Origin of the sequence: Micromonospora sp. NPDC049101 (assembly GCF_040648675.1) — a bacterium.
Taxonomy (GTDB): Bacteria; Actinomycetota; Actinomycetes; order Mycobacteriales; family Micromonosporaceae; genus Micromonospora.
Genome location: NZ_JBEZED010000021.1, coordinates 119,532 through 141,922, shown reverse-complemented (window position 1 = coordinate 141,922; position 22,391 = coordinate 119,532). Strand labels below are relative to the sequence as shown.

Annotated in this window: 2 protein-coding genes; both read left to right on the top strand. The window is 73.4% G+C overall.

The genetic code is table 11. From position 1 onward, the window contains the following. Positions 1–28 precede the first annotated feature (28 nt). Entirely contained in the window at positions 29–6,094 is a 6,066-nt protein-coding gene (locus tag AB0B57_RS26025) for an SDR family NAD(P)-dependent oxidoreductase (RefSeq protein WP_357074953.1), read from the top strand. Beyond that, positions 6,094–22,380, top strand: coding sequence for a type I polyketide synthase (locus AB0B57_RS26020; protein ID WP_357074950.1), 16,287 nt, complete (start codon positions 6,094–6,096; stop codon positions 22,378–22,380). Before AB0B57_RS26025 ends, AB0B57_RS26020 begins: the two co-directional genes overlap by 1 nt. Positions 22,381–22,391 lie beyond the last annotated feature (11 nt).

Here is a 22,391-nt window from a genome sequence, read left to right as displayed (position 1 = left end):
TGGTGTGCGGGCTGTGGCGGCTGAGGGTGTGACGGCGTTTTTGGAGTTGGGTCCGGATGCGGTGTTGTCGGGGTTGGTGCAGGAGGCGTTGCCGGAGGCGACGGTGGTGCCGTTTTTGCGGGCGGGTCGTGGTGAGGTGGGGGCGTTGTCGGCGGCGGTGGCGGGGTTGGCGGTGCGGGGTGTGGCGGTTGATTGGGAGGCGTTTTTCGCTGTTGCTGGTGGTCGGGTTGTTGATTTGCCGACGTATCCGTTCCAACGCAGTCGTTTCTGGTTGGAGTCGGGCCCGGATGTGGGTGATGTCACCGCGATGGGGCTGCGTTCGGCGGACCATCCGTTGCTCGGTGCGGCGGTCGGGCTCGCTGAGTCCGACGGGCTGGTGCTGACCGGCAAGCTGTCTCTGCGCACCCACCCCTGGCTCGCCGACCACAGCGTCAAGGACAACGTCATCCTGCCCGGCGCGGCGTTCGTCGAACTCGCCGTCCACGCGGGCGACCAGGTGGGCTGCGGACGGCTCGAGGAACTCAGCCTCGAAACACCCCTGCTCCTCGACGAGGACGCGGCGGTGTCGCTCCAACTGGCGGTCTCCGCCGCCGACGAGGCGGGCCGGCGCTCGCTGACCGTCCATTCCCGCCCCGACCGGGTCGCCGAGTCCGCCGGGTGGACCAGGCACGCGACGGCGGTGCTCGTCCCCGACGTCCAGAGCGCCCCGACCGAGGCGTCCGCGTGGCCGCCCGAGGGGTCGGTCCCCCTGGACACCGGGCAGCTCTACGCGGACTTCGCCGCCGCCGGATTCGGCTACGGGCCCGCCTTCCAGGGCATTCGGGCGGCCTGGCGGCGCGGCGAGGAGATCTTCGCCGACGTCGCCCTGGCCGAGGAGCAACGCGAGGAGGCCCCCCGTTACGGCCTTCATCCGGCGCTCCTGGACGCCGCCCTGCAGACCGTCGCGCTCGGCGCCGACCAGGGCCAGGCGCTCATTCCGTTCGTCTGGCGAGGTGTCTCCCTGCACGCGACCGGCGCCTCCGAGCTGAGGGTGAGCCTGGTCCGCAAGGACGCGGACACCGTGGCGGTGACCGTCGCGGACGACGCGGGCCGCCCGGTCGCGTCGATCGAATCGCTGGTGTTCCGGGAGGCGCCGCGGGACCTCGGGGCCCAGACGGGCGGTCCTGGGGCCCTCTACCGACTGGAGTGGAAGCCGGTTCGGGAGACGCCCGACCCGGTGCGGTGGGCGGCCCTCACCGGCGACCTGGGCTTCGTCCCCGCCGGCGAGGTCCACGTCGACCTGGCCTCCGCGGCGGAGGCGACCGAGGCCTTCGACGTCCTGCTGGTGCCACCGGGCTCCGGTGGCGACCACCACGCGGCCGCGCACCGGGCGCTCGACCTGATCCAGCGGTGGCTCGCGGACCAGCGGTTCGACGGCCGCCGCCTGGTCTTCCTGACCCGCGGAGCCGTGGCCGCCCGGCCCGGGGACCGCGTCCCGGACCTGGTGAACGCCCCGGTCTGGGGACTGGTCCGTGCCGCCCTGGCCGAGCAGCCCGGCCGGTTCGGCCTGCTCGACATCGACCCGGACGATGCGCCGGCCGGTCTGCCCGCCGGGGCGCTCGCCGTCGAGGAACCGCAGCTGGCGATCCGTGCCGGCAGCCTGTACGCGCCTCGTCTGGAAGGGACTCCCACGGGCGGAGAGGAGGTGCCAACCCATCCGCTGAACACCGAGGGGACCGTGCTGATCACCGGGGGAACCGGGTCGCTCGGCGGGCTGGTCGCCCGGCACCTCGTCGCGGAGCACGGGGTCAAGCACCTCCTGCTCGTCAGCCGGTCCGGCGGCAGCGCCGAGGGCGCAGCCCAGCTCGCCGCCGACCTCACCGAGGCCGGTGCCGCCCTGACGATCGCGGCGTGCGACGCCACGGACCGTTCCGCACTCGAACGGACCCTGGCCGCCGTGCCCGCCGAACACCCCCTGGTCGGGGTCGTCCACGCGGCGGGAGTGCTCGACGACGGCGTCCTGGACTCGCTGACGCCGCAGCGGATCGACAAGGTGCTGCGGCCCAAGGCCGACACCGCACTCCTGCTGCACGAGCTGACTCGCGACGCCGAGCTCTCGATGTTCGTGCTGTTCTCCTCGATGGCGGGCACCATCGGCAGCGCGGGCCAGGCCAACTACGCGGCGGCCAACACCTTCCTGGACGCGCTGGCCGCGCAGCGTCGGGCTGCTGGCCGGCCGGGCCTGTCGCTTGCCTGGGGGCTGTGGTCCGCGGGCATGGCCGACCGGCTGGACGGACGCGATGTTCGCCGCATCACCGGGTCGGGCCTGGTGCCGCTCGACGCCCGCACCGGCCTGGCGTTGTTCGACAGCTGCCTCGGCGCCCAGGGGCACTTCCTGGCCCCCGCCGCTCTCGACTTCGAGGTCCTGCGCGCCCGTGCCCGCACCGGATTGCTCCCCGCGGTGCTGAGCGGCCTGGTGCGGACGCCAGCCCGGCGGCGGGCCACCGGGGGGAACGCCACCACGGGCGTTGACTCCGCCCTGCGGCAGCAGCTGTCCGTCCGGAGCGCGGTCGAGCAGGAGCGTCTGCTGCTCGACCTGGTCTCCTCCTCCATCGCCCAGGTGCTCGGCCATTCCCCGGACGAGGCGACCGACCCGAACCGGGCCTTCAAGGATCTCGGGTTCGACTCGCTCACCTCGATGGAGTTGCGCAACCGGCTCAGCGCCGCGACCGGGCTGAACCTGCCCGCGACCCTCGCCTTCGATCACCCGCGCCCGACCGTGCTGGCCCGGCACCTGCGGGAGCTGCTGCTGGGCGCGGAGGCCCCGTCGGCCGCGAGCGGGAGCTCCGCCGTCGTCCGCCCGGTAACGGACGACCCCATCGTGATCGTCGGCATGAGTTGCCGCTTCCCCGGCGGCATCGATTCGCCGGAAGAGCTGTGGGATTTGCTGGCCGAGGGTGGCGACGCCATCTCCGACTTCCCCGACGACCGTGGCTGGGACGTGGAGGGGCTCTACGACCCGGATCCCGACGCCTACGGCAAGAGCTATGCCAGGGAGGGTGGTTTCCTGCGCGCGGCCGCGGACTTCGATCCGGGATTCTTCAACATCAGCCCCCGTGAGGCGCTGGCCATGGACCCGCAGCAGCGGTTGCTGCTCGAGACCTCCTGGGAGGCGGTCGAGCGGGCGGGCCTCGATCCGCTGTCGCTGCGCGGCGACCGGGTCGGTGTCTTCACCGGGGTGATGTACCACGACTACGCGTCGCGACTGCCCGAGGTCCCCAGGGAGATCGAGGGTTATCTCAGCAACGGGAACGCGGGCAGCATCATCTCCGGCAGGGTGGCGTACGCCCTCGGCCTGGAGGGTCCCGCGCTCACCATCGACACCGCGTGCTCGTCCGCGGTCGTGGCGGTGCACCTCGCCGCCCAGTCGCTGCGGCAGGGGGAGTGCACCATGGCGCTGGCGGGCGCGGTGACCGTGATGTCCACGCCGGTGGCGTTCGTGGAGTTCACCCGGCAGCGGGGCATGGCACCGGATGGCAGGTGCAAGCCGTTCTCGGCCTCGGCCAACGGTTTCGGCCCGGCCGAGGGTGTGGGAATGCTGCTCCTGGAGCGGTTGTCGGACGCGCGTCGCCACGGTCACGAGATCCTGGCCGTGGTCCGCGGTTCGGCGGTCAACCAGGACGGCGCGAGCAATGGCCTGACCGCGCCGAACGGCCCCGCCCAACAGCAGGTGATCCGGCAGGCGTTGGCGTCCGCGGGCCTGACGCCCGCCGAGGTGGACGCGGTGGAGGCGCACGGGACGGGGACCCGGCTGGGCGACCCGATCGAGGCGGGCGCCCTGCTGGCGACCTACGGGCAGGAGCGCCACGACGGCCGTCCGCTGTGGCTCGGCTCGGTCAAGTCGAACATCGGCCACACCCAGACGGCGGCGGGTGCGGCCGGGATGATCAAGATGATCATGGCGATGCGGCACGGGGTGTTGCCGAAGACGCTGCACGTGGACGAGCCGTCGCCGCACGTGGACTGGTCGTCGGGTGCGGTGGAGCTGCTGACCGAGGCACGCCCGTGGCCGGAGACCGGGCGCCCGCGCCGCGTCGGGGTGTCGTCCTTCGCCGTCAGCGGCACCAACTCCCACATCATCCTGGAGCAGGCACCCGCTGTTCCCGAGCCGCGGCCGGCACGGACGCCATCGCGGGTGCCGTCCGTGCTGCCCTGGACGATCTCGGCCCGCAGCACCCAGGCGCTCCGCCTGCAGGCCGAGCGTCTGCGCGGCCACACGGCGGCGCACCCCGAGTTCGGCGTCGCCGACATCGGCCTCTCCCTGGCGACCACCCGGTCGGCGTTCGAACACCGCGCGGTGGTCCTGGTCAACGACGAGCGGGGCGGCGAGAACGCCCTGCGCGCCCTGGCCGACGGAGACGTGGACCTGGCGTTGGTCCAGGGCGTGGTGCAGCCGGGCGGCCGGTTGGCTTTCCTGTTCACCGGCCAGGGCGCCCAACGGGCCGGCATGGGTCGTGAGCTGTACGACGCCTCCCCGGTGTTCGCCGCCGCCTTCGACGCCGTGTGCGCCGAGCTGGAGCGTCGTCTCGACCGCCCGGTGAAGGACGTCGTGTTCGGCGACGACCAGGCACTCCTGGACCGCACGGTGCACGCCCAGGCAGGCCTGTTCGCGGTCGAGGTGGCGCTGTTCCGCCTGCTCGAGCACTACGGGGTGCGCCCGGACCTCCTGCTGGGGCACTCGATCGGGGAGGTCGCCGCCGCGCATGTCGCGGGTGTCCTGTCCCTGCCCGACGCCTGCGCCCTCGTGGCGGCCCGCGGCGCTCTGATGGAGGCCCTGCCCGGCGGCGGAGCGATGGTCGCGATCCAGGCTTCGGAGGAGGAGGTCCTGCCCTTCACCTCCGATCGGCTCGCCATCGCCGCGGTCAACGGCCCGTCCTCGGTCGTCCTGTCCGGCGACGAGGACGCGGTGTCGGCCACGGCGCGGCACTGGCTCGAGACGGGCCGCAAGACCAAGCGGCTACAGGTGAGCCACGCCTTCCACTCCCACCTCATGGAGGGCATGCTCGACGCGTTCCGGACCGTGCTGGAGGGCCTGGACTTCCACCCTCCGCGCATTCCGGTCGTGTCGAACGTGACAGGTGCGCCAGCCCCGGGCGACCAGCTCTGCTCGCCGGAGTACTGGGTACGCCATGTGCGGCAGGCCGTGCGGTTCCATGACGGTGTCCGGGTGCTCGATGCCGAAGGCGTCACCGCGTACGTCGAGCTCGGCCCGGACGGCGTCCTCACCGCGATGGCCCGGGACGGTATCGGTGGAGTTCGGGAGACGCTGTCCGTACCCCTGCTGCGGCCCGGCCGCGCCGAGGCCGACACCGTTCTGACGGCGCTTGCCGCGCTGCACGTCCGGGGTTGGGACGTCGAGTGGGTCCGCGCGTTCGAGGGCACCGGCGCGCTGCGGGTCGCCCTTCCGACCTACGCCTTCGAGCACCACCGCTACTGGCTCGACGTCCCGAAGCCGGGAACACCACCGGCGCAGCTGGGGCAGGCAGCAGTGGAAGTGCTGACCCAGGGGGACCCGGTGCGGGGCGCCGACACCCTCACCCTGCGACAGCGGCTGCTTGCGCTGCCACAAGCGGAACGCGAGGCCCACATGGTGGACCTCGTCCGCAAACACGCGGCGTCGGTCCTGGGGCACGCGACTCCGCGAACCCTGCAGACCGAACGCGGATTCCTCGAACTCGGCATGGACTCGGTCACCGCCGTCGAGCTGCGGACCCGGATGAGCGCGGTCACCGGTCACGAGCTGCCGGCGACCCTGGTGTTCGACCATCCCACCGTCGCGGCCCTGTCCCGGCATCTCGTGGAGGTGGTGCTCGACGAGGCAGCCTCCGCAGCGGACGACCTCATGGCCGGCTTCGCGCTGCTGGAGAACGCCGTCGACGCCGCGGACGGGGAGACACGCCAGGCACTGGCCGTCAGGTTGCGCGGCCTGCTGACCGCCCTCGACGTCCCACCACCCGGTGACGACGGGCCGGCTTCGGCCGTGCACTCGGCATCCCAGGACGAGCTCTTCGACTACATCGACCAGAAGTACGGCACGAAAAAGGGTGACCAGTGATGGGAAACGAAGAGCGGCTGCTCGAGTACCTGAGGCGGGTCACTGCCGACCTCGACGATGCGCACGAACGGGTCCGCGAGCTTGAGGGGCGGGAACACGAGCCGGTGGCGGTCGTCGGCATCGGCTGCCGTTTCCCCGGGGGCGTCCGCTCGCCCGAGGATCTGTGGCGGCTGGTGGCCTCGGGCGGCGACGCGATCTCCCGGTTCCCGGCGAACCGCGGCTGGGACGTGCACTCCCTCTACGACCCCGACCCGGACGGCCCCGGCAAGACCTACGTCGTCGAAGGCGGTTTCCTCCACGACGCCGCGAACTTCGACGCGGGGTTCTTCGGGATCTCCCCGCGCGAGGCGCTGGCCATGGACCCGCAGCAGCGGCTCCTCCTGGAGACCGCCTGGGAGGCCCTCGAACGGGCGGGCATCGCCCCGGAGTCGGTCCGGGGCAGCCAGACGGGTGTCTTCGTGGGCATGACCTACGAGGACTACGGCTCCGGACGACTTCAGGACAACGAGGCCGTCTCGGGCTACGTCCTGACCGGCAACACCGCCAGCGTCGCCTCCGGCCGGATCTCCTACACGTTCGGCCTCGAAGGGCCCGCGGTGACCGTCGACACGGCGTGCTCGTCGTCGCTGGTGACGCTGCACCTGGCGGCGCAGTCGCTGCGGCAGGGCGAGTGCTCGCTGGCCCTGGCCGGCGGGGTGACGGTCATGCCGACACCGCTGACCTTCGTCGAGTTCAGTCGCCAGCGCGCGCTGTCCGCGGACGGGCGGTGCAAGGCCTTCTCGGCGTCGGCCGACGGCACCGGATGGGCCGAGGGCGTGGGTCTGCTCGTCCTGGAGCGCCTGTCCGACGCGCGCCGCAACGGCCACCCCGTACTCGCGGTGATCAGGGGAAGCGCGATCAACCAGGACGGCGCGAGCAGCGGCCTGACCGCCCCGAACGGCCCGTCGCAGCAGCGGGTGATCCGGCGGGCGCTGGCGAGCGCGGGCCTGGCCGCCGCCGAGGTGGACGCCGTCGAGGCGCACGGCACCGGCACCCGCCTCGGCGATCCGGTCGAGGCCGGGGCGCTGCTCGCGGTCTACGGCAGGGGCCGACCTGAGGACCGCCCGCTCTGGCTCGGATCGCTGAAGTCGAACATCGGTCACACGCAGGCCGCCGCGGGGGTCGCGGGCGTGATCAAGATGGTCATGGCGCTGCGGCACGCGGCGCTGCCGAAAACCCTGCACGTGGACGAGCCGTCACCCCATGTGGACTGGTCGTCCGGAGGTGTCCGGCTGCTGACCGACGGCCGCCCGTGGCCGGAGACGGGGCATCCGCGCCGGGCCGGCGTGTCGGCGTTCGGCGTGTCCGGCACCAACGCCCACCTCATCCTCGAGGAGGCGCCCGCCGCGGACGAGGCGGCGCCACCCTCGGCGACCCGTCTCCCGGCGACGCCCTGGCCACTGTCGGCGAAGAGTGGTCCGGCGCTCCGCGACCAGGCCGCCCGCCTGCGCGTGCTCCTCGACAGCGCGACCGATCCGGCCTCGGTGGGGCACGCACTCGCCACCCTGCGCTCCACCTTCGACCACCGCGCCGTCGCCATCGGGGGGGACCGCGAATCCCTGGCCCGGGCACTGGACGCGCTCGCGGCGGGTGACAGCGCCGCCGGTCTGGTCCGCGGTGTCGCGGAGGCGGGCGGAGAAGTGGTCTTCGTGTTCCCCGGCCAGGGTTCGCAGTGGGCGGGGATGGCGGTCGAGCTACTGGACGACTCACCCGTGTTCGCGGACCGCATGGCGGCCTGCGCGGCTGCCCTCGCGCCGTTCACCGACTGGTCGCTGCTCGACGTCGTGCGCGGCAGCGCAGGAGCGCCGCCGCTGGACCGGGTGGACGTGGTCCAGCCCGTCCTCTGGGCTGTCATGGTCTCCCTCGTCGAGGTGTGGCGCTCGTTCGGCGTGCGGCCGGCCGCCGTCATCGGGCACAGCCAGGGCGAGATCGCCGCGGCCGTGGTGGCGGGCGGGTTGTCGCTGGAGGACGGCGCCCGAGTCGTCGCGTTGCGCAGCCAGGTGATCGCCGAGTCGCTGGCCGGGCGCGGCGGGATGGTGTCGGTCGCGCTGGGCGAGGAGCACGCGGAGGCGCTGGCGGCACGCTGGCCGGGCAGGGTGTCGGTGGCCGCGGTGAACGGCCCCGCCTCGGCCGTCGTCTCCGGAGAGCCGGCCGCGATCGAGGAACTCCTCGTCGCCTGCGAGGCAGAGGGAATCCGGGCGCGCCGGGTGCCGGTCGACTACGCCTCGCACTCGGGCCAGGTGGACGGGCTGCGCGAACGCCTGCTCGACGTGCTCGCGCCGATCACCCCTCGCACCGGGACCGTCCCGTTCCACTCGACAGTCACCGGAGGCCGGCTGGACACGGCGGGCCTGGACGCCGGGTACTGGGTGCGGAACCTGCGCCAGACCGTCCGGCTGGAGGAGACCGTCCGCGGCCTGCTGACCGAGGGGCCGCGGGCCCTGATCGAGATCAGCCCTCACCCGGTGCTCGTGCCGGGGCTCCAGGAGACCTCCGACGCCACGCAGGCCGGTGCCGCGGTGCTCGGGACGCTGCGCCGCGACGAGGGCGGCTGGCCACGCTTCCTGACCTCGCTCGCCGAGGCCCACGTCGGGGGTGTCGACGTCGACTGGGGCGCGGCCTTCACGGGTGAGCCGGGCGGTGCGGAGCACCTGCCGACCTACGCCTTCCAAGGCGAGCGGTACTGGCTGGAGACGGACCCGTCCGGCGACCCGACGTCGTTCGGGTTGCGGACGAGCGAGCACCCGCTGCTGGGCGCCGTCATCAGCCAGGCCGACGGTCAGGCCCTGCTCACGGGACGGATCTCCGTACCCGGCCAGCCGTGGCTCGCCGACCACGTCGTGCACGGCCTCGTCCTGTTGCCGGGTACCGCGTTCGTGGATCTCGCGATCCAGGCGGGCGACCACGTCGGGTGCGACCGCATCGACGAGCTGACCCTGTCGCATCCGCTGACCGTCGGGGAGCACGGGGCGATCCGCCTCCAGGTTCTGGTGGGTGGAGCCGACGAGTCGGGAAGACGGTCCATCGGCGTCTACTCCCAGCGGGAGGACGCGGCCGACGACGACGGCTGGACACTCCACGCCGAGGGCACGCTGAGCAACGGTCCCGTTGTCGACGTACCCGACCTGGCCGCCTGGCCCCCGGCCGACGCCGTGCCCGGCGACGCCGCGGGCTTCTACGAGCTCGCCGAGGCCTCCGGTTTCGACTACGGATCGGTCTTCCAGGGGCTGCGGGCGGTCTGGCGGCGCGACGACGACATCTTCGCGGAGGCCGCGCTGCCCGAGCCGGCCGTCGCCGACGCCCCCCGGTTCGGTGTGCACCCCGCACTGCTCGACGCGGCCCTGCACGCGCTCGGCACGGGTCCCGAGGGCCAGAGCGGGCTGCCGTTCTCGTGGCGCGGGGTACGCCTGCACTCGGTCGGCGCCACGGCGCTGCGCGTCCGGCTGTCGGTCACCGGCCCCGGCACCGTCGCGGTGCTCGCCGCCGACGCGGACGGGGCGCCGGTGTTCTCGGCGGAGGCCCTCGCGGTGCGTCCGGTCTCCGCCGATCAGGTGCGCGATGCCAGCGGCGGCGCCGATTCCCTCTTCCGCCTCGACTGGGTGGCAGCCGTCCTTCCCGCCGAAGCGGACGACACCGCGGACAGCCAGGACGACACCGCGATCAGCCAGGACGACACCGCGGACAGCCGGATTGTCGTCCGCGACGGCCAGGCCGGGGAGTGCGTCGGCCAGGTGCTGGAGGAGATGCGGTCCTGGCTCGCGCAGGAGCGGCCCGAGGCGTCCAGGCTGGTCGTGGTCACCCGGGGCGCGGTGGCGGCCGAGCCGGGCGAGGTCCCGGATCCGGCGCACGCGGCCGTCTGGGGGCTCGTGCGGTCGGCCCAGGCCGAGCACCCCGGCAGGTTCGTCCTCGCGGACGTCCGCACCGGCGACGACCACGATCTGCTGCCCCGGGCGATGGCCTCGGGGGAGCCTCAGCTCGCCCTGCGTGCCGAGCACCTGCGGGTGCCCCGCCTGGTCCGGGTGGCCAGGACCGATTCCCGTCCCCTCCGGTGGGACCCGGACGGCACCGTCCTGATCACCGGGGGCACCGGCACCCTCGGAGGGCTTGTCGCCCGTCATCTCGTGGCCGAGCACGGCGTCCGGCACCTCCTCCTGGCGGGCCGGCGGGGCCCGGACGCGGACGGTGCTGCCGCCCTCGCCGCGCAGCTGCGGGAGTCCGGCGCCGAGGTCGCGATCGTAGCCTGCGACGTGGCCGACGGCGAAGCCGTCGCGGAGCTGCTGGCGCGGGTTCCCGCGCAGCATCCGCTGACCGCCGTGGTGCACGCCGCCGGCGTGCTGGACGACGGCGTCGTCGAGTCGCTGACGCCGGACGGGATCGGGAAGGTGCTGGGCGCGAAGGTGGACGGTGCGCGCCACCTCGACGAGCTCACCGCCGACCTGGATCTCGCCGACTTCGTCCTGTTCTCCTCGGCCGCGGGGACGTTGGGCACCGCCGGTCAGGGCGCCTATGCGGCGGCCAACGCCTTCCTGGACGCGCTGGCTCAGGTCCGGGTGGCACGCGGCCGGCCCGGACGGTCCCTGGCGTGGGGTTTCTGGGAACAGCGCAGCAGCCTGACCGCCGATCTCGACGAGCAGGGGCTGGCCCGGCACGCCCGGGCCGGAATGGTTCCGCTGTCGGCCGCTGCCGGGCTCGCGTTGCTCGACACCGCCCTCGGCCGGGCCGACGACCCGGCCGAGGCCGCGCTCCTGGCCAGCCCGGTGAACCTCGCCGCGCTGCGCGCCCACCCGGACCCCGCGGCACTGCCCGCGGTGCTGCGATCGCTCGTCCGGCAGACCATGCGACGGACCGCCCGATCCGGTAGTGACGGAGGCTCCGCACTGAGCGCGCGGCTGGTGTCCCTGCCCGAGGCCGAACAGCGCAACGCGCTGACGGACCTCGTCAGGAACGAGGCGGCCGCCGTCCTCGGCCATGCGGCTTCGGACACCATCGGCGCCGAGCGGGCCTTCCGGGAGCTCGGCTTCGACTCGCTTACCGCACTGGAACTCCGCAACCGGCTGGCCTCCGCGAGCGGGCTCGTCCTGCCGGCCACCCTCGTCTTCGACCACCCCACCCCGGCCGCCGTCGCCCGGCACCTGCAGCAGCGGCTCGCCGGGGGGACACCGGTGAGCGCGACCTCCCGCGTCGCGGCCGCCGTCGACGAACCGGTCGCGATCGTGGCGATGGCCTGCCGGTACCCCGGCGGGGTGAGCAACCCGGAGGAGTTGTGGCGGCTGCTGGACTCCGGCGTGGACGCGATCGGCGCCTTCCCCACCGGCCGGGGCTGGCCGGAGGATCTGTTCGACCCGGACCCGGACCGCCCCGGAAAGTCGTACGTGACCGAAGGCGGCTTCCTCTACGAGGCCGACGCGTTCGACGCGGCGTTCTTCGCGATCTCCCCGCGCGAGGCGCTGGCCATCGACCCGCAGCAGCGGCTGCTGCTGGAGACCACCTGGGAAGTCCTGGAGCGGGCCGGCATCGACCCGGCGACGCTGCGCGGCAGCGACACCGGGGTGTTCTCCGGGATCATGTACAACGACTACGCCGCCAGACTGCCGTCCGGAATGGAGGGCTTCGAGGGCCACCTGGGCAACGGCAGCGCCGCCAGCGTGGCTTCGGGCCGGATCTCCTACACCTTCGGCTTCGAGGGCCCTGCCGTCAGTGTGGACACGGCCTGCTCGTCCTCCCTGGTGGCCCTGCATCTCGCGGCTCAGGCGCTACGCCGCGGCGAGTGCTCGCTGGCCCTCGCCGGCGGTGTCAGCGTGATGTCCACCCCCGCGCTGTTCCGCGAGTTCAGCCGTCAGCGCGGCCTGTCCCCGGACGGCCGGAGCAAGGCCTTCGCGGCGGCGGCCGACGGCGCCGGTTTCGGTGAAGGCGTGGGCATGCTGTTGCTGGAGCGCCTGTCGGACGCCCGCCGCAACGGCCACGAGATCCTCGCCGTGGTGCGGGGCAGCGCCGTCAACCAGGACGGCGCGAGCAACGGGCTCACCGCGCCCAACGGCCCCTCGCAGCAGCGGGTCATCCGCCAGGCGCTCGCCTCGGCGGGACTGGACGCGACCGAGGTGGACGCGGTCGAGGCCCATGGCACGGGCACGACCCTCGGTGACCCGATCGAAGCCCAGGCTCTGCTGGCGACCTACGGACAGGACCGTCCGGCGGACGCGCCGCTGTGGCTCGGCTCGATCAAGTCGAACCTCGGCCACACCCAGGCAGCCGCAGGCGTTGCCGGCGTGATCAAGATGGTCCTGGCCATGCGGCACGGGATGCTGCCGAGGACCCTGCACGTCGACGAGCCGTCCCCGCACGTGGACTGGTCCTCGGGTGCGGTGGAGTTGCTGACCGAGGCCCGGCCGTGGCCGGCGACCGGGCGCCCGCGCCGCGTGGGTGTCTCCTCGTTCGGGGTGTCGGGCACCAACGCGCACGCGATCCTCGAACAGGGACCCCCGGGAGCGGAACCCGTCCCGGAGGCGGAGACCTCGGCCGTACTCCCGTGGGTGATCACCGCCAGGAGCGACGCCGCCCTGCGCGCCCAGGCGCAGCGGTTGGCCGCCCAACTGGAGGCGGAGCCCGCGCGGGCCGGGATCGGCCTGTCCCTGCTTCAGACGCGCTCCGCGCTGGAACACCGGGCGGTCGTGGTGGCCGCCGACCAGAACGAACTACGCGGTGCCCTCGCCGCGCTCGCCTCCGGCGCCGAGGCCGCGGGGCTGGCGCGGGGTCTGGCCTCCGACCGGTCCACGACGGTGTACGTGTTCCCCGGCCAGGGAGCCCAGTGGCCAGGCATGGCGGCGGAACTCCTGGACTCGGCGCCGGTGTTCGCGCAACGGCTGCGGCAGTGTGCCGACGCGCTGGCCCCGTACACGGACTGGTCGTTGCTCGACGTCGTCCGCGGCGACCCGGGCGCGCCCTCGCTCGACCGGGTCGACGTGGTGCAGCCGGTGTCGTTCGCGGTGATGGTCTCGCTCGCGGAGCTGTGGCGCTCCTACGGCGTCGAGCCGGCGGCCGTGGTGGGCCACTCGCAGGGGGAGATCGCGGCAGCCTGCGTGGCCGGGGCGCTGAGCCTGGAGGACGCCGCGCGCGTGGTCGCCCTGCGGAGTCGGCTCATCGGCCAGGTGCTGGCCGGTGCCGGGGGCATGGCGTCGGTGGCGCTGCCCGCCCCGGAGGTCCAGGCACGGCTCGCCGGGTACGGTGGCCGGGTCGACGTGGCGGCCGTGAACGGGCCCGCGTCCGTGGTGGTCTCCGGTCCGCCGGAAGACCTCGACCAGCTCGTCGCCAGCTGGGAGTCCGAGGGTGTGCGGGCCCGCCGGATCCCGGTGGACTACGCCTCGCACTCGCCGCAGGTGGAACGGCTCCGGGAGCCGCTGCTCGACCTGCTGGCCGACCTGCAGCCGGTTGCCGCCTCGGTGCCGTTCTACTCCACCCTCGACGGCGAACTGGCCGACGGGACCGGTCTCGACGCCGGGTACTGGTACCGCAACCTGCGGCATCCCGTCGACTTCGAGTCGGCCGTCAAGGCGCTCGGCGCTCGGGGAACCGGAGCGTTCGTCGAGGTCAGTGCGCATCCGGTACTCACCTCCGCGGTCGCCGACAGTCTCGGGGACCCGTCCATCCCCGTCGTGGGCACGCTGCGCCGCAACGAGGGCGGCCTGCGGCGGTTCCTGCTGTCGGCCGGCGAGCTCCACACGCGGGGCACGGCCGTGGACTTCCGGCCTGCGTTCGAGGGCGTCCAGGCCCGGAAGGTCGCCCTACCCACCTATCCCTTCCAGCGCGCGCGGTACTGGCTGGAAGCCGCCGGAGGCCCCGGCGACCTCGGCTCCGCGGGACTGACCGCGCCGCGGCACCCACTGCTCGGAGCCGCTGTCGACCTGGCCGAGGACGGCGGTCTCGTCCTGACCGGCAGGCTCTCACTGAAGGCCCAACCGTGGCTCGCCGACCACGCGGTGCACGGGACGGTCCTGCTACCCGGTACCGCCTTCGTCGAGCTCGCGGTGGTGGCGGGCGATCAGGTCGGCTGCGGCCTGGTCGACGAGTTGGTGATCGAGGAACCCCTGGCGCTGCCCGATGAGGGCGCCGTCGCGCTCCAGGTCAGGGTCAGTCGAGGAGACGACGGCCAGGCAACGTTCACCGCGCACTCCCGGCCCTGGGAGGCGCCGGCCGAGGCGTTGTGGACCAGGCACGCCGTCGGCGCGCTGGCCCCGGCGGCCGAACCGGCGGACTTCGACTTCTCCGCCTGGCCGCCCAGCGACGCGGTGGCCGTGGACGTCTCGGACTTCTACCCCCAGGCAGCCCGGTCCGGCTTCGTGTACGGGCCCGCCTTCCAAGGGCTGAAGGGACTCTGGCGGCGCGGCGACGAGGTGTTCGCCGAGGCAGTCCGTGCGGAGAACGGGGATCTGGGCACCCAGCCCTTCGGGCTGCACCCGGCCCTGCTCGACGCGGCCCTGCACGCCATCGGCGCCTCCGGCCTGGCCGGTGCCGAAGGGGGAGGTGCGCTGCCGTTCGCCTGGAGCGGGGTGTCCCTGTGGGCAACCGGCGCGTCCGTGCTGCGCGTCAGACTGGCCGCGGTGGGGCCGGAGGCGGTGAGCGTGCAGCTCGCCGACGGATCCGGCACGCCCGTCGCGTCCGTCCGGTCACTCGCACTGCGCCCGGTGGATCCGGGGCAGCTGCGCGGGTCGGCCGCGACCCACCCGAATTCCCTGTTCCGGCTGGACTGGAGGCCCGTCCCGGCGCCAACCGACACCGCGCCGATCCGCTGCGCCCTGGTGGGGCGTGACGAGGAAGGGCTCGCCGAGGCGCTGCGGGCGGCGGGCCACGACGTGGTCTCCGTGCCGAAGCCGGGCGAGCTGCCGGACGCGGACCTCGTCCTCGTCGCCTGCCCGCCGGCGGCCCCGTTGCCGGAGTCGGTGCGCGCGGCCGCCGGCCACGCGCTGGAGCTGGTCACGTGGTGGTTGGCAGAGGACCGGCCGGACGCGTCGCGACTGGTCCTGGTCACCCGCGGCGCGGTGGCCACGCGTTCGGGCGAAGGCGTGCCCGACCTCGCGAACGCGGCGGCCTGGGGGCTGGTGCGGTCCGCGCAGACCGAGAACCCGGACCAGTTCACCCTGCTCGATCTCGACCCGGCCGCCGAAGGGACCGCGGTGGCGGCGGCCCTGGCCCTGGCCGGGCACGAACCGCAGCTGGCGGTCCGCTCGGGCGGTGTTCTCGTCCCCCGGCTGGAACAGGCCGCACGGTCGGCGCCCGGCACGATCGAACTCCCCACGGACGGTTCGCCCTGGCGGCTGGACGTGCCGACGAGGGGCACGGTGGACGGCCTCACGCCGGTCCCCGCGCCGGAGGCCACCGCTGATCTGCGTCCCGGGCAGGTGCGGGTGGCGCTGCGCGCGGCCGGGCTCAACTTCAGGGACGTCGTGCTGGCGCTCGGGCTCGTCCCTGACCTCCGGCCGCTGGGCAGTGAGGGCGCCGGAGTCGTCGTCGAGACCGGTCCGGGCGTCACCGACCTCGCACCGGGTGACCGCGTCATGGGCGTCTTCGACGGCGCCTTCGGGCCGCTGGCGGTGACCGAGCGGGACCTGGTCGCCCGGATGCCCGGCGGATGGACCTTCGCCGAAGCCGCCTCGGTCCCCACGGCCTTCCTCACCGCGTACTACGCGCTGCACGACCTCGCCGGGCTACGCGCCGGCGAGCGCGTGCTCATCCACGCCGCCGCCGGTGGGGTGGGCATGGCTGCCGTCCAACTGGCCAGGCACTGGAAGGCCGAGGTGTTCGGGACGGCGAGCCCCGGCAAGTGGGACGCGCTGACCGGGTTCGGCCTGGACGAGGGGCATCTCGCCTCGTCCCGTACCGTCGATTTCGAGGACGCCTTCGCCGACGCGACAGGCGGTGCGGGCATGGACGTGGTCCTCAACAGCCTGGCCGGCGACTTCGTCGACGCCTCGTTGCGGCTGCTGCCGCGCGGCGGGCGGTTCGTGGAGATGGGCAAGACCGACCTGCGCGACCCGGAGCGCGTCGCCGCCGATTGTCCCGGCGTGGCCTATCGTGCCTTCGACCTCGCCGAGGCCGGTCCGGGCCGGGTCGCGGCCATGCTCGGCGAGATCCTCGAGCTGTTCGAACTCGGCGCGCTGCGTCCGCTCCCGATCACCTCGTGGGATCTGCGTGCGTCCAGAGACGCCTTCCGGTTCCTCAGCCAGGCGCGCCACACCGGCAAGATCGTCCTGACCCTCCCGCCCGCACCCATGGACCCGAACGGGACGGTCCTCGTCACCGGCGGCACCGGCACCCTCGGGAGGCTTGTCGCCCGGCACCTGGTGGCCGAGCACGGGGTGCGGCGACTGCTGCTCGCCAGCCGCCGCGGCCCGGCGGCGCAGGGGGCGCAAGAGCTGGTCGTCGAGCTGCGGGAGCTGGGCGCCGACGTGACGGTGACCGCGTGCGACATGGCCGACCGCGAGGCCGTGCGCCGGCTGCTCGACGCCGTCCCCGCCGGCCACCCGCTGACCGCCGTCGTGCACGCGGCGGGAGTGCTCGACGACGGCGTCGTCGGGTCCCTCACCGCGGACCGGATCGACAGCGTGTTCCGTCCCAAGGTCGACGCGGCCCTGCACCTGCACGAGCTGACCCGGGACGCCGATCTCGCGGCGTTCGTGCTGTTCTCCTCCGCCGCCGGGACCGTCGGCGGTGCCGGGCAGGCCAACTACGCGGCGGCGAACGCCTTCCTCGACGCGCTGGCGTACGCCCGACGCCGGCAGGGCCTGCCCGCGCAGTCGCTGGCCTGGGGGCTGTGGGCGCAGGAGACGGCGATGACCAGCCACCTCGTGGAGGCCGACCGCCACCGGTTGAGCCGCTCGGCGGTGGCACCGCTGTCCTCGGCGGAAGGCCTCGCTCTGCTGGACGAGGCGGGGTCACGTCCCGAGCCAGTGCTGGTCCCGCTGCGTCTGGATCTGGCCGCGTTGCGCAGCCGAACCGGGGCGGAGGTCTCGCCGCTGCTGAGAGGGCTGCTGCGCGCTCCGGCGCGGCGCCAGGCCGACGCCGGGTCCGGTGACTCCGCCGGGCTGGCCGACCGGCTCGCGCGAATGCCGGCCACGGAACAGGTACGGACCCTGCTCGATCTGGTCCGCACCCAGGCCGCGGCGGTGCTCGGCCACGCCTCGCCCGACGCGGTCCGCGCCGACCAGGCGTTCAAGGAGCTGGGCTTCGACTCGCTCACCGCACTGGAGCTGCGCAACAGGCTGGGGTCCGCGACCGGGCTCCGGCTGCCCGCGACGCTCGTGTTCGACCGGCCCAGTCCCGCGGCACTCGCCGCGCACCTGCGCGAGGAACTCCTCGGTGTACGGGGTTCCGCGGTGTCCGTCGTGAGCGCCGCACCGGCCGACGAGCCGATCGCGATCGTGGGCATGGCGTGCCGGTTCCCGGGCGGCGCGCGATCGCCCGAGGCGATGTGGCGGTTGCTCTCCTCCGGCACGGACGCCGTCTCGGCGTTCCCGTCCGACCGTGGCTGGGACCTGGAGGCGCTCTACGACGCCGACCCGACCCGGCTTGGCACCACCTACGTGAAGGAAGGCGCGTTCCTCTACGACGCCGCGGAGTTCGACGCGGGCTTCTTCGGGATCTCGCCGCGCGAGGCGCTGGCGATGGACCCGCAGCAGCGGCTGCTGCTGGAGACGGCCTGGGAGGCGATCGAGCGGGCCGGGATCGACGCGGCGAGCCTGCGGGGCAGCCGCACCGGGGTCTTCGCGGGCACCCACGGCCAGGACTACGTGACGCTGCTGTCCAACGCGCCGGAGCTCAGCGAGGGCTACCTCACCACCGGCAACGCGGCAAGCGTGGTGTCCGGTCGAATCTCGTACACCTTCGGGTTCGAGGGTCCCGCGATCACCGTCGACACGGCCTGCTCGTCGTCCCTGGTCGCGTTGCACCTCGCCGCTCAGTCACTGCGTCAGGGCGAATGCTCCCTGGCCCTGGTCGGAGGCGCGGCGGTGATGTCGACGCCGGTCGCCTTCGTGGAGTTCAGCCGGCAGCGCGGCCTGGCCCCGGACGGCCGGTGCAAGCCGTTCGCGGCCGCCGCCGACGGCACCGGCTGGGGTGAGGGCGTCGGGGTGCTGCTTGTGGAACGTCTGTCGGACGCCCTGCGCAACGGTCGCGAGATCCTCGCGGTGGTGCGCGGCAGTGCCGTCAACCAGGACGGGGCCAGCAACGGCCTGACGGCGCCGAACGGCCCGTCCCAGCAACGGGTGATTCGGCAGGCGCTGGCCAACGCGGGGCTCACCCCCGACGGCGTGGACGCGGTCGAGGCACACGGGACGGGCACCACCCTCGGTGATCCGATCGAGGCGGGCGCCCTGCTGGCGACGTACGGGCAGGACCGCCCGGCGGACCGTCCGCTGTGGCTGGGGTCGCTGAAGTCGAACATCGGCCACACCCAGGCCGCCGCCGGTGTCGCCGGGGTGATCAAGATGGTGCTTGCCCTGCGCCACGGCGTGCTGCCGAAGACGCTGCACGTCGACGCGCCGTCGCCGCACATCGACTGGCCGTCCGGGGCGATCCGACTGCTCGCGGAGGCGCAGCCCTGGCCGGAGACCCGGCGGCCACGCAGGGCCGGGGTCTCCTCGTTCGGGGTGTCGGGCACCAATGCCCACGTCATCCTGGAGCAGGCGCCGGACCTCCCTCCGGCCAAGGCCGAGCGCCCCGTGCCGCCCCAGGCGCTGCCGATGGTGCTCTCGGCCAAGGACGAGGACGCCCTGCGAGCCAGGGCCGCGGACCTGCGCGCCGTTCTCGACACCACATCCGTCACCGACCTCGGCCTGTCCCTGGCCACGACGCGTTCGGCCTTCGCGCACCGGGCCGTCGTGGTCGCGCAGGGACGGGACGAATTCGCCCGCGGGCTGGAATCGGTCGTGTCCGGCGGTGTCGAAGCCATTCGGGGGCACGCCCCCGAAGAATTGAGCCCCGTTTTTGTGTTTCCTGGGCAGGGGTCGCAGTGGGTGGGTATGGCGGTGGAGTTGTTGGGGGAGTCGGGGGTTTTTGCGGGGCGGATGGCGGAGTGTGCGGCGGCGCTTGTGCCGTTTACGGGGTGGTCGTTGTTTGATGTGCTTCGTGGTGTTGAGGGGGCGCCGTCGTTGGAGCGGGTTGATGTGGTGCAGCCGGTGTTGTGGGCGGTGATGGTGTCGTTGGCGGAGGTGTGGGTTTCGTTTGGTGTGCGGCCTGCTGCGGTGGTGGGGCATAGCCAGGGTGAGATTGCGGCGGCGGTGGTGGCTGGTGGTTTGTCGTTGGAGGATGGTGCGCGGGTGGTGGCGTTGCGGAGTCGGGTGATTGGGGAGTCGTTGGCGGCCTTGGGTGCGATGGTGTCGGTGGGTTTGTCGGTGGGGGAGTTGCGGGGTCGGTTGGGGCGGTGGGGGGGTGTGGTGTCGGTGGCGGCGGTGAATGGTCCGCGGTCGACGGTGGTGTCGGGTGAGCGTGGTGCGTTGGTGGAGTTGGTGGCTGAGTGTGAGGCTGGTGGGGTTCGGGTGCGGTGGGTTCCGGTGGATTATGCGTCGCATTCGGTGCAGGTGGATGGGGTGCGGGAGCGGTTGCTTGAGGTGTTGGGGTCGGTGGTGCCGGTTTCGGGTGGGGTTCCGTTTCATTCGACGGTGACTGGTGGTTTGTTGGATACGGCGGAGTTGGGTGCTGAGTATTGGGTTCGGAATTTGCGGGAGACGGTGTTGTTGGAGGATCGGGTTCGGGGTTTGGTGGGTGATGGGCATCGGGCGTTGGTGGAGGTTAGTCCGCATCCGGTGTTGGTGCCGGCGTTGCAGGAGACGGTGGATGAGTGTGGTCAGTCGGTGGTTGTGGTGGGGTCGTTGCGTAGGGGTGATGGGGGTTTGCGGCGGTTGTTGATGTCGTTGGGTGAGGTTTATGTTCGGGGTGTTGAGGTGGATTGGGGGGTGGTTTTCGAGGGTGTGGGTGCCGGGCGGGTGGATTTGCCCACCTACCCCTTCCAACGCCAGCGCCACTGGCTCGACGCCGTGCCGGAGCGGCCGACGAAGACCGCGGCCGGTCCGGGGGAGGCCCGGTTCTGGGCCGCGGTCGAGGACCAGGACGCCACCTCGCTCGTGGCGGCCCTGGACCTGGAAGGCGCCGGCCTGGAAGAGCCCCTGGACGCGGTGCTACCCGCCCTGGCGTCCTGGCGCGAGGGCCAGCGCAAGCATTCGGTCCTGGACTCCTGGCGCTACCGGCTGAGCTGGCGCCCGCTGCCGGAGAAGACGGCAACCACGCGACCGGGCACCTGGCTGCTCGTCGTTCCCGGTGAGTTGGCCGACGATGAGGCGGTCGCGACGTCGGTCCGCGCCCTTGAGCGTGCCGGCCACAGGACCGTCCAGGTCAGCCTGGACCCGCGTGATCTGTCGGTGGAGGCGATCGCCGCTCCGCTGCGCGCGGTGCTGGCCGGCGGAGAACCCGCGGTGCTGGCCGGCGGAGAACCCGCGGTGCTGGCCGGCGGAGAACCCGCGGCCGTGCTGTCGCTGCTGGCCCTCGCCGAGACCCCGGGTGCGGGTCACCACGTCCTGCCCTCCGGTCTGGCGCGGACCATGGGTCTGCTCGGGGCCCTGGACCAGGTGGGAATCGCGGCCCCACTCTGGTGCCTCACCCGGGGAGCCGTCTCGGTCGGCACCGCCGATCCGGTGGCGGCTCCCGCGCAGGCGATGCTGTGGGGGCTGGGCCGGGTGGTCTCGGCGGAGCAGCCGCAGCGTTGGGGCGGTCTGGTCGACCTACCCGAGGTCTGCGACGCGGGCATCGTCGAGCGGCTCGGTCTGGCCCTGACCGCGCCCGGCGAGGAGGACGAGCTGGCCGTGCGGGCGCAGGGCCTGTTCGGCCGGCGGCTCGTCCGTGCGCCGGCCGGCGGGCGTGAGCCGGCCCGCAGGTGGAGTCCTGCCGGCACCGTGCTGATCACCGGCGGCACCGGCTCGCTCGGCGGGCACACCGCCCGTTGGTTCGCCCGACAGGGGGCCGAGCACCTGCTGCTGGTCAGCCGGCGCGGCCTGGGCGCTCCCGGTGCGGAGGAACTCGTGGCCGAGTTGGAGGGGCTGGGCACGCGGGTCACCGTCGCGCCCTGCGACATCACCGACCGGGACGCCGTGGCGACTCTGCTGGCCGCGGTGCCCGCCGACCTGCCGCTCACGGCCGTGGTGCACACCGCGGCCGTGCTCGACGACGGGGTGCTCGACTCCCTGACCCCCGATCGCATGGACGGGGTTCTGCGAACCAAGGCGGGCGGCGCGCTGCACCTGCACGAGCTCACCCTCGACCTGGATCTGTCGGCGTTCGTGCTGTTCTCCTCCTTCGCGGGCACCATCGGCATCGCGGGTCAGGGCAACTACGCCCCGGGCAACGCGTTCCTCGACGGCCTCGCGCGGGCACGCCGGGCGCAGGGCCTGACCGCGACATCGATCGCCTGGGGGCACTGGGATGGCGGCGGCATCGCGGAACCCGGGATCGAGGCACGCCTGCGCAGGCGCGGCGCGTCCGTGATCGATCCCGCTCTCGCGGTCGACGCCCTGGGGCAGGCGCTCGACCACGACGAGACCTATCTCGCGGTGGGCGAGGTGGACTGGGAACACCTGGCCACAACGGTGGGCACCCGTCCCATGGCGCTCGTGCAGGACCTGGTGGAGGCGCGCGTGCTCGTCCGCTCCGCCGACGGGGAGCCCACCGGCGCGCCGGCGGATGACCTGGCGGCGCGCCTTGCCGGGCTGCCCGAACCGGAACGGCGCAGGGTCATCCTCGACCTGGTCCGAACGCACGCGGCCGCGGCGCTCGGTCACGCCGGGCCCGAGGCGGTGCCGGCCGAACGCGCCTTCAAGGAGTTGGGGTTCGACTCGCTCACCGCTGTCGAGTTCCGCAACCGCCTCGCCGCGGCGACAGGCCTGCGGCTCCCCGCGACGCTCGTCTTCAGCCACCCCTCGGCGGCCGCGCTCGCCGATCACCTGCTCCGGGAGTTCCTGCCGGCGGGAGAAGGCGGTGCGCATCCCGTGCTGGCCGACCTGGAGCGCCTGGAGATCCTCCTGCCGACGGTGCCGCCCGGCGCGCTCGAGGACGCCCGCGTGGCCGAACGACTGCGTGCCCTGCTGCGGAGGCACGACGAACTGCTGGCGGCCGCCGGCGGACCGCGCGACACCGACGAGGTGGATCTGGACTCCGCCACCCACGAGGAACTGTTCGCGCTCCTCGACGAGGAACTCGGCAACCCCTGACCACGGCAGAT

Bases quoted from the DNA above. Each gene is read 5' to 3' on its own strand.
- AB0B57_RS26020 (WP_357074950.1), top strand. From the start codon at position 6,094: ATGGGAAACGAAGAGCGGCTGCTCGAGTACCTGAGGCGGGTCACTGCC.